The 8,528-nt window shown below is 70.4% G+C and carries 10 protein-coding genes; 4 read left to right on the top strand and 6 right to left on the bottom strand.

Translation table 11 applies throughout. The features are described 5' to 3' along the window. Window positions 1-392 precede the first annotated feature (392 nt). A complete protein-coding gene (locus tag E5082_RS08785) occupies window positions 393-1,034 on the bottom strand; it encodes a DNA-3-methyladenine glycosylase (RefSeq protein ID WP_135790689.1) in 642 nt (213 codons plus the stop codon). Between the two features lie 101 nt (window positions 1,035-1,135). Here E5082_RS08785 and E5082_RS08780 point away from each other — a divergent pair, with 101 nt between their 5' ends. The 3 genes from E5082_RS08780 to E5082_RS08770 all read left to right on the top strand — a co-directional run bounded on the left by E5082_RS08780 (window position 1,136) and on the right by E5082_RS08770 (window position 3,154). Beyond that, window positions 1,136-1,918, top strand: a complete 783-nt coding sequence (locus E5082_RS08780) for a sporulation protein (protein ID WP_135790688.1) — start codon at window positions 1,136-1,138, stop codon at window positions 1,916-1,918. A 42-nt stretch (window positions 1,919-1,960) separates the two neighbouring features. Next, entirely contained in the window at window positions 1,961-2,500 is a 540-nt protein-coding gene (locus tag E5082_RS08775; RefSeq protein ID WP_135790687.1) for a YbhB/YbcL family Raf kinase inhibitor-like protein, read from the top strand. A 144-nt stretch (window positions 2,501-2,644) separates the two neighbouring features. Continuing rightward, a complete protein-coding gene (locus E5082_RS08770; protein ID WP_086693280.1) occupies window positions 2,645-3,154 on the top strand; it encodes an HNH endonuclease in 510 nt (169 codons plus the stop codon). A gap of 70 nt (window positions 3,155-3,224) precedes the next feature. On the opposite strand, the gene E5082_RS08765 is transcribed toward E5082_RS08770, so the two are convergent. The 3 genes from E5082_RS08765 to E5082_RS08755 form a co-directional block, all read right to left on the bottom strand. After that, window positions 3,225-4,184, bottom strand: a complete 960-nt coding sequence (locus E5082_RS08765) for an SPFH domain-containing protein (RefSeq protein ID WP_135790686.1) — start codon at window positions 4,182-4,184, stop codon at window positions 3,225-3,227. A gap of 132 nt (window positions 4,185-4,316) precedes the next feature. Next, window positions 4,317-4,748: an NfeD family protein gene (locus E5082_RS08760; protein ID WP_135790685.1), complete on the bottom strand. Its 432-nt coding sequence runs from the start codon at window positions 4,746-4,748 to the stop codon at window positions 4,317-4,319. Window positions 4,749-4,821: 73 nt separating this feature from the next. Next, entirely contained in the window at window positions 4,822-5,613 is a 792-nt protein-coding gene (locus tag E5082_RS08755; protein ID WP_086693277.1) for an ABC transporter ATP-binding protein, read from the bottom strand. A 150-nt stretch (window positions 5,614-5,763) separates the two neighbouring features. On the opposite strand from E5082_RS08755, the gene E5082_RS08750 reads away from it, so the two are divergent. Next, window positions 5,764-6,546 carry a hypothetical protein gene (locus E5082_RS08750; protein ID WP_135790684.1) on the top strand — a complete coding sequence of 261 codons (783 nt, stop codon included), beginning with the start codon at window positions 5,764-5,766 and terminating at the stop codon, window positions 6,544-6,546. Between the two features lie 8 nt (window positions 6,547-6,554). Here E5082_RS08750 and E5082_RS08745 read toward each other — a convergent pair whose 3' ends face one another. Continuing rightward, on the bottom strand, window positions 6,555-7,196 hold the full coding sequence (locus tag E5082_RS08745; protein ID WP_135790683.1) for a response regulator: 642 nt from the start codon (window positions 7,194-7,196) through the stop codon (window positions 6,555-6,557). Further along, window positions 7,189-8,334, bottom strand: a complete 1,146-nt coding sequence (locus tag E5082_RS08740; protein ID WP_135790682.1) for a GAF domain-containing sensor histidine kinase — start codon at window positions 8,332-8,334, stop codon at window positions 7,189-7,191. The genes E5082_RS08745 and E5082_RS08740 overlap by 8 nt, the downstream gene beginning before the upstream one ends. Between the last annotated feature and the right edge of the window lie 194 nt (window positions 8,335-8,528).

Raw genomic sequence — 8,528 nt, 5'->3', positions numbered from 1 at the left:
TTATCAACATATCTGGCGTTGACTTTTAGCACGCTGTTGAGTTCTCAAGGAACGGTCGCTTCCTTTGTACTCACCCTCTCGGGCTTTCCTCCGGGCTTCCCTTCGGTGTTTCCGACTCTATCAGATCCTTTCGGCGTCTGATTCCCAGTCGGATTGGGATTGTCCTGGGCTTTTCGGCTTTCGCCGTCCGGCCTTTCGACATTCACTACGTTAGCCGATCTCCGCTGTTACTCATAATCGAGTCTCGCGGAGTCGAATTCGGACGTGCGGGCACGCCGAAATCATCCCCGCCAGGGGAAGTCGTAGGTAGTGGGTGGCCGCTTCCGGCTGCAGGCGATTGCCGTACCCGGTTCAAGCGACTCGGGCTACCTTACGCATCCGGCGGGGACGAGTCAACGTGGCCTGCGTCTCGGGACATGGGCCCGATAGGGGCTCACGGTGGGGTCGTCCGCGACCCAGAAGCGCCAGGGATGGGCTCCGCCGTCGCCGGCCACTCCGGTACGCGGGCCGCTGCGTACCTGCTCGGGCGGGACCGGCGTGCCCGTGAGGACCCGGATCGGGGTGTCCCCCGTGGTGCAGGCGTCGGTGCCGTCGAGGGAGCGGTCGACGTCCAGGGCGGTGGCCAACCGCGCCGGGCCCTTGGCCAGTTCCTTGTCGTTGCGGGCCGAAAGCCTGCGCTTCCGGGTCAGCTCGGCGCCCTCGACGATTTCGCCGGCGCGCAGCAGCACACCGCTCGCGGTGCCCTCGGGGCCGCAGACGAGATTCATGCAGTGCCACATGCCGTAGGTGAAGTAGACGTACACATGGCCGGGCGGGCCGAACATCACGTCGTTTCGGGGGGTGCGGCCGCGGTAGGCGTGCGAGCCGGGGTCGTTCGGGCCGTCGTACGCCTCCACCTCCGTGAGGCGGAGGGCTATCGGACCGTCGGGGGTCGTGCGGACGACGAGGCGGCCGAGGAGGTCGGGGGCGACCTCCAGTACGGGACGGTCGAAGAAGTCCCGAGGCAGTGGCGTACGGTCCGGGGGCGTGATCATGCCCTCCGAGGGTAATGCAGCCGCGTCGCGGTCCCGGCGGAACCGGTCGTGGCCGGCTCGCGTTTGTACGGGTCGAGGGTCCATACGTAAAGGGAGAGTCAATGGCGTTCAAGAAGCTGCTCGCGAGCCTGGGGGCCGGGGGCGCCTCCGTCGAGACGGTGCTGACCGAGGTCAATGTGGTGCCCGGTGGCGTCGTCCAGGGTGAGGTCCGGATTCAGGGCGGCTCGGTCAACCAGAACATCGAGGGCCTGTCCGTGGGCCTCCAGGCGCGGGTCGAGGTGGAGAGCGGCGACCAGGATTACAAGCAGGACGTCGAGTTCGCCAAGGTGCGGCTCGGCGGTGCCTTCGAGCTGCAGGCCGGGGCGGTGCACGCGGTGCCGTTCGGTCTGGAGATCCCCTGGGAGACCCCCGTCACGGTGATCGACGGGCAGGAGCTGCGCGGGATGCACATCGGGGTGACGACCGAGCTGCAGATCGCCCGCGCGGTGGACTCCTCCGACCTGGACCCGATCCGGGTGCACCCGCTGCCCGCGCAGAAGGCGCTGCTGGACGCCTTCATCCAGCTCGGCTTCCGCTTCAAGAACGCCGACATGGAGCGCGGCCACATCCGTGGCACCCGGCAGAGGCTCCCCTTCTACCAGGAGATCGAGTTCTACCCGCCGTCCCAGTACCGGGGTCTGAACCAGGTCGAGCTCAGCTTCGTGGCCGACGAGAACGCGATGGACGTCGTGCTGGAGATGGACAAGAAGCCGGGTCTGTTCAGCGAGGGCTCGGACACCTTCCGCTCCTTCCAGGTGGGCCTGCACGACTTCCACGCCACCGACTGGGCCGGTTACCTCAACCAGTGGCTGTCCGAGGTCGGAAGCAAGCGGAACTGGTTCTAGGCTCGGGAGTCACGAACGGAACGATCAGCAGGAGGTATCGACGTGACCGAGCACAAGCGGCGGCCGCTCCCCCATGACTTCCATCCGCCCGTGCCGTCGTTCACGGTGACGAGTGAGGACATCACCGAGGGCGCGACGCTGAAGGACGCCCAGGTGCAGTCGGAGGGGAACACCTCTCCGGAGCTGAGCTGGTCCGGCTTCCCTGCGGAGACCAAGAGCTTCGCCGTGACCTGCTTCGACCCGGACGCGCCGACCGGGAGCGGATTCTGGCACTGGGTGGTCTTCGACATCCCGGCCTCGGTGACCCAACTGCCCGCGGGTGCGGGCAGTGGCGACTTCGCGGGGCTGCCGGAGGGCGCCGTCCAGGTGCGCAACGACTACGGCGAGCCGGGGTTCGTCGGCGCCGCCCCGCCGCCCGACGACGGTCCGCACCGTTACGTGTTCACGGTGTACGCGGTGGACGAGGACAAGCTGAGTGTCGGCCCGGACGCCACTCCGGCGGTCGTGGGCTTCAACCTGCGCTTCCACGCGCTGGCTCGCGCCCAGCTCATCGGGGAGTACGAGATTCCCGCGCGGGGCTGAGTGCCCCTTCGGTGTTTGCCCGCCCCTGGTCTTGGAATTGATCAGGGGCGGGCGCTTTTTATTTCGTTGTCCATCTCGATGCGTCCGTCCAGAGTTGGTCCAGGTCCGCCGGGGGTGCGGACAGGCGCACGGGAGGTGGGCGGGATGCGTGGCACGTTGGTCCTGAACGCGAGTTTCGAGCCGCTGTCTACGGTGACGGTGAACCGCGCCGTCGTGCTGGTGCTCCAGGACAAGGCGGTGGTGGAGCAGGCGCACACCGGGCTGCGGATGCGCGGCACGGCGGTGGACATGCCGGCGCCGAGGGTGATCCGGCTGTGCAGATACGTAAGGGTGCCGTTCCGAAGACAAGCGCCGTGGTCGCGGCGGGGTGTGCTGGTGCGGGACCGGCACCGCTGCGCGTACTGCGGGCGGGCGGCGACCACGGTGGACCACGTGATACCGCGGGCCCAGGGGGGCGCGGACTCCTGGCTCAACACGGTGGCGTCCTGCGCGGAGGACAATCACCGCAAGGCGGACCGGACACCGCAGCAGGCGGGGATGCCGTTGCTGCGGCAGCCGTTCGAGCCGACTCCGGCGGACGCGATGCTGCTGGCGCTGGGGTCGGACGACTTCGCGGCGCTGCCGGAGTGGCTGGCGCCGCCCGCGGCCGCGTAGGCCGGTGGACGACAGTGGGGCCCGCTCTCCGTCGTCGGGAGAGCGGGCCCCTTGTCGTGCCGGGGTGGGCTCAGTCGATGGTCGGCCGCTCGCGGCGGTCGGTGCCGGTGGCCGTGCCCTTGTTCTGCTGGGGCACCGCGCCGCCGCCCCCGCCGAGGTTGCCGAAGTTGCCCATGGCTCCGGAAAGGCCCTTGAGGGCGTCGCCGATCTCGCTGGGGACGATCCAGAGCTTGTTGGCGTCGCCCTCGGCGATCTTCGGGAGCATCTGGAGGTACTGGTAGGAGAGGAGCTTCTGGTCCGGGTCGCCCGCGTGGATGGCCTCGAAGACGGTGCGTACGGCCTGGGCCTCGCCCTCGGCGCGGAGTGCGGCGGCCTTGGCCTCACCCTCGGCGCGCAGGATCTGGGACTGCTTCTCGCCCTCGGCGGTGAGGATGGCGGCCTGCCGGGTGCCCTCGGCGGTGAGGATGGCGGCGCGCTTGTCGCGGTCGGCGCGCATCTGCTTCTCCATCGAGTCCTGGATGGAGGTGGGGGGCTCGATGGCCTTCAGTTCCACGCGGTTGACGCGGATGCCCCACTTGCCGGTGGCCTCGTCGAGGACGCCGCGCAGGGCCGCGTTGATCTCCTCGCGGGAGGTCAGCGTCCGCTCCAGGTCCATGCCGCCGATGATGTTGCGCAGCGTGGTGACGGTGAGCTGCTCGATCGCCTGGATGTAGCTGGCGACCTCGTAGGTGGCGGCGCGGGCGTCGGTGACCTGGTAGTAGATGACGGTGTCGATGTTGACCACCAGGTTGTCCTGGGTGATCACCGGCTGGGGCGGGAACGGTACGACCTGTTCGCGCAGGTCGATGCGGTTGCGGATGGTGTCGATGAACGGGACGACGATGTTCAGGCCCGCGTTCAGGGTGCGCGTGTAGCGGCCGAAGCGCTCGACGATGGCGGCGCTGGCCTGTGGGATGACCTGGATGGTCTTGATCAGGGCGATGAAGACCAACACCACCAGAATGACCAGGACGATGATGACCGGTTCCATCGTGTTCCCCGTATCCCCTCTCCGCTTCGGTGCGCGCGGCGGATGCCGTGGCCTGTGAAAGATCTTGCCGGTCGAGTCTGACAGACCGTCCGGCAAGTCGTCTGCTGTTCGGTTCAGTTGAGTCGTACGAGGTCAGATGACGAGCGCGGTGGCTCCGTCGATGTCGACGACGTCCACCTCCTGGCCGACGTCGTAGGCGCGGGCGGTGTCGAGGGCGCGGGCCGACCAGATCTCCCCGGCGAGCTTGACGCGTCCGCCGGTGCCGTCGACCCGTTCGAGGACGACGGCCTGTCTGCCCTTCAACGCGTCGATGCCGGTGGGCAGATGGGGGCGACGGCTGCTGTGGCGGGCCGCGATGGGGCGGACCACCGCGATGAGCGCGACCGAGACGATCACGAAGGCGAGGACCTGGACGACGATGCCGAAGCCGAGTCCGGCCGCGCCCGCGGCGACCACGGCTCCGACCGCGAGCATGCCGAACTCGGGCATGGCGGTGACGACGAGTGGGATTCCGAGGGCCACGGCGACGACGAGCCACCACACCCATGCGTCTATGGCGTTCACCCGGTCATGGTAGGTCCGGGGGCCGGGCTGCCGACAGGGTGCGGCTGGACCGGTGGTGGCCGAAAGGGGCGGGTCAGCCCAGCGGGAGACCGCGCGCGGTCCAGCGCTCGCCGGCCTGCTCGACGACGAGCGGGAGGCCGAAGCAGTGGGAGAGGTTGCGGGAGGTCAGTTCCAGCTCGATGGGTCCGGCGGCGAGCACCTTGCCCTGGCGGATCATGAGGACGTGGGTGAAGCCGGGGGCGATCTCCTCGACATGGTGGGTGACCATGATCATGGAGGGCGCGATGGGGTCGCGGGCGAGCCGGCCGAGGCGGCGGACGAGGTCCTCGCGGCCGCCGAGGTCGAGTCCGGCGGCGGGCTCGTCCAGGAGGAGCAGCTCGGGGTCGGTCATCAGGGCCCGGGCGATCAGGGTGCGCTTGCGCTCGCCCTCGGAGAGGGTGCCGAAGCGGCGGTCGAGGAAGTCGCTCATGCCGAGGCGGTCGAGGAAGGCGCGGGCGCGCTGCTCGTCGACGTCCTCGTACTCCTCCTGCCAGCCGGCGGTCATGCCGTAGGCGGCGGTGAGGACGGTCTGGAGGACGGTCTGGCGCTTGGAGAGCTTCTCCGCCATGGCGATGCCGGCCATGCCGATGCGGGGGCGCAGGTCGAAGACGTCGACCTTGCCGAGGGTGTCGCCGAGGATGGTGGCGGTGCCCTTGGTGGGGAAGAGGTAGCTGGACGCGACGTTCAGGAGGGTGGTCTTGCCGGCGCCGTTGGGGCCGAGGATGACCCAGCGCTCGCCCTCCTTGACCGACCAGGAGACCTGGTCCACCAGAGCCCGGCCCTCACGGACCACGGATACGTCCTGAAGCTCCAGAACATCGCTCATGAGCGCGTTGTCTCCCCTTGCGTTGTGGCCGGTCTCGGCTGTCGCGTACGCCTGTGGCTCGGTCCGCCGCGCCGATGGGCGCAGCCCATATGAAATCTACGCCACGAGTGCCCCGCTCCATTCCATCGGTCCGGTCCTTAGGGTGGGGGCATGCTCACGGAACCGCGTTCAGGACGCCTCGCCGCTTGGGGAAATGCCCTATTGGCCGGACTTGTCTCGCCGGACGACGCCGTACTGGCCGCTGTCGGTGACGACGCGGTGCACCGGGTGGCCGGGCTGCCGGGTGAGAACAGGGTGGTGGGTCTCACGTTGGCGCTGGGCCGGCTGCGGGCGCTGGGGGTGACCGGGCTGCGGGTGGCGCTGCCCGCGCCGGGACATCCGCTGGGGCTGAGCGGTCCGCCGGACTTCAACGCGCGGGCGCTGGCCGCCGGGGAGGCGGTGGTGTGCACGGGGGCCGCCTTCGGGCTGGTGCCGGAGGTCACCGAGGCGGGTCCGGCGGGCGACGTGCACGTGGAGGTGGTGTGGCACGTCCTCCCGGTGCGGGAGGCGCCGCCGGCCGATGTGCCCTCCCTCGGTGAGGCGGAACGGGAGCTGGCGGAGGCGCTGCGGGAGGCCACCGAGGTGCTGTCCAGGTTGGACGTGGCCGGCTCGGGGCCGGTGGCCGCGGCGGCGATCGACGCGTACCGGGCGCGCGCCGAGCGGGACGGGGAGGTGCTGGCGCCGGGGTATCCGCCGCGTGCGGCACGGGTGTTGGAGCTGGCGGGGCGGGTGGGGCTGCTGGTCTCGCTGGCCCAGGAGCGGGGGCACGGCGGGGCGGTGAGTGCCTCGGAGATGGGGGCACGCGCCGAGGCGCTGCGCCCGGTGGAGCGGACGGCGCGGCGGGCGCAGGTGGCGGCCTACAACTCGGTGGTGGAGGAGCGCGAGCGGCGCTGAGCCCCGGTTCAGTCGGTCATGCCGTGGCGTACGGCCCACAGGGCGGCCTGGGTGCGGTCGGCGAGGTCGAGTTTCATCAGGATGTTGGAGACGTGCGTCTTGACGGTCTTCTCGGAGAGGACGAGGGCGCGGGCTATCTCCCGGTTGGAGCGGCCGTCGGCGATGAGGCCGAGCACCTCGCGTTCCCGTTCGGTGAGTGAACCGCCCCTGCCCTGGCCCGAGTTGGCCTCTTCCTGGGTGAGGAGTGCGTCGGCGACCTCGGGCTGGAGCAGGATGTGCCCGGCGTGCACGGAGCGGATGGCGGCGGCGAGGGCGTCGGGGTCCACGTCCTTGTAGACGTACCCGGCGGCGCCCGCGCGCAGGGCCGGTACGACGGTACGGCGCTCGGTGAAGCTGGTGACGATCAGGACGCGGGCGGGGTTGCCCAGCTCGCGGAGCCTGCGCAGGGCTTCGATGCCGTCGGTGCCCGGCATGAGGACGTCCATCAGGATCACGGCGGGCCGCAGTTCCTCGGCGCGGGCGACCCCCTCGGCGCCGTCGGCCGCCTCCCCGACCACCTCGATGTCGTCCTGCACCTCCAGGAAGGTGCGCAGGCCACGGCGGACGACCTGGTGGTCGTCGACGAGCAGGACCCTGATCGGCTCAGCCACCGGGCACCTCCATCTCGATCGCGGTGCCCTTGCCGGGCGCCGATTCCACGGTGAGCGTGCCGCCCGCACCGTCGGCCCGGTCCCGCATGGAGACGAGGCCGAGGTGGCGGCCGGCCCGGCGGACGGCGGTGGGGTCGAAGCCGCGGCCGTCGTCGGTGATACGCAGGACGGCTCCCCGGCCACGCCGTGCCACGTCGACGTGGACGTTGTCGGCGCCGGAGTGGCGCAGGGCGTTGTGCAGGGCTTCCTGGGCGACGCGCAGCAGGGCTTCCTCCTGGGCGGCGGGCAGGGCGCGCAGGCCGTGGCCGGTGAAGGTGACGCGGGCGGTATGGGCGCGGTCGAGGACCTGGATCTGGGTGCGCAACGTGGCGAGCAGGCCGTCCTCGTCCAGCGCGGCGGGGCGCAACTCGACCACGGCGGCGCGCAGTTCGTCGGCGGCTTCGGCGGCGAGGGCGGCGACCTGGTGGAGTTCGTCCTTGGCGCGGGCGGGGTCGCGGTCCACGAGGGCGGTGGCGGCCTGGGCGGTCAGGCGCAGGGAGAACAGCTTCTGGCTGACGGCGTCGTGGAGTTCATGGGCGAGGCGGGAGCGTTCCTCGGCGATGGTCAGCTCGCGGCTGCGTTCGTAGAGGCGGGCGTTGGTGAGGGCGATGGCGGCGTGCTGGGCCAGGATGCCGAGCAAGTCCTCGTCCTCGGCCGTGAAGCCGCAACCGCCCTGCGGTCGGGGGCAGTTCTTGTTGGCGAGGAACAGGGCCCCGAGGATCTCGTCGCCGTCGCGTACGGGCAGGCCCAGGAAGTCGGCGAGTTCGGGGTGGGCGTCCGGCCAGCCCTCGAAGCGCGGGTCCTCACGCACGTCGCCGAGGCGGACCGGGCGGCCCTCGCGCAGCATCGCGGCGAGGATGCCGTGCTGGCGGGGCAGCGGGCCGATGGCCTTCCACTGGGCGTCGCTGACGCCGTCCACGACGAACTGGGCGAAGCCCCCGTGGTCGTCCGGGACGCCGAGGGCCGCGTACTGGGCGTCGAGCAGTTCCCGGGCGGAGGCGACGATCGTCTTGAGGACGTCGCGCACCTCCAGATGCCTGCTCATGGCCAGCAGCGCGGCGCTCACGGCGGCGAGACCGGACCGGGGACCTGGGTGCATGCCCTCACGGTACCGGCGTGGCGCGGGGAGGCGGGACGAGGAGGTACAACGCGCGCGGGCGGGTGTGCACGCACAGACATCGGGGTGCCCGGAGAGTTTGCTAACGCAGAGAAACGCTCGATGACCGCGCGTGACATTGGACCCGTACCGGTGTGAGCCCCCGCATAGGGCGCACATCACTTACGAACGGACAT

It is taken from the genome of Streptomyces griseoluteus, assembly GCF_004784465.1.
GTDB classification, from domain to species: Bacteria; Actinomycetota; Actinomycetes; order Streptomycetales; family Streptomycetaceae; genus Streptomyces; species Streptomyces griseoluteus.
Note: the sequence above shows the minus strand (reverse complement) of the source record. Positions and strands in the feature narration are given on the sequence as shown.